The sequence below is a fragment of the Ralstonia sp. VS2407 genome (assembly GCF_052950655.1).
This window is the reverse complement of the sequence record NZ_JBRFVG010000396.1, coordinates 1-431: the sequence shown is the minus strand read 5'-3', so window position 1 is coordinate 431 and position 431 is coordinate 1. Positions and strand designations below refer to the sequence as shown.

Sequence of the window (431 nt, the reverse complement as noted above, 5' to 3'; positions counted from 1 at the left end):
ATCTTGCAAGTAGCACCTCGGCTTGACGACGACAACGTTTTGCGTCTTATCTGCGAACAGTTTGACCTTGATTGGGAAGACGTGAAAGAAGCCTTGGAAGAAGCAGAATATACTAAAGGTTTATCGGATAATACCGACGAAGAAGAAACGGCGGTGAACCCAGATGATCCAACTCAACAAATGGCAGAAGGAGCTACAGGCTCTACAGAAAGCCAATTACCAGGAAACGGATAATCATCTATTTAATGTTTATCGTCAATCATTAATCGACATCAAAAAGCGGTTAAAAGTTTATACAGAAAATGCAGAAAGTCTTTCTTTTTCCACCCGTTTGGAAGTAGAGAGACTTTTTAGTGTTGCTGATGAAATTAATGCCATTCTTCAGTTAAACTCACCGAAAGTTGAAAAAACTATCAAAGGCTATTCTGCAA

Annotated in this window: 2 protein-coding genes; both read left to right on the top strand. The window is 39.4% G+C overall.

The features are described from left to right. Window positions 1-234, top strand: a 234-nt coding sequence (locus ACU8YE_RS25655; RefSeq protein WP_446930442.1) for a hypothetical protein, incomplete at its 5' end; no start/stop codon positions are given. Beyond that, the coding region (locus ACU8YE_RS25650; protein WP_446930440.1) for a hypothetical protein at window positions 164-431 on the top strand (268 nt) is incomplete at its 3' end. The genes ACU8YE_RS25655 and ACU8YE_RS25650, both read left to right, overlap by 71 nt.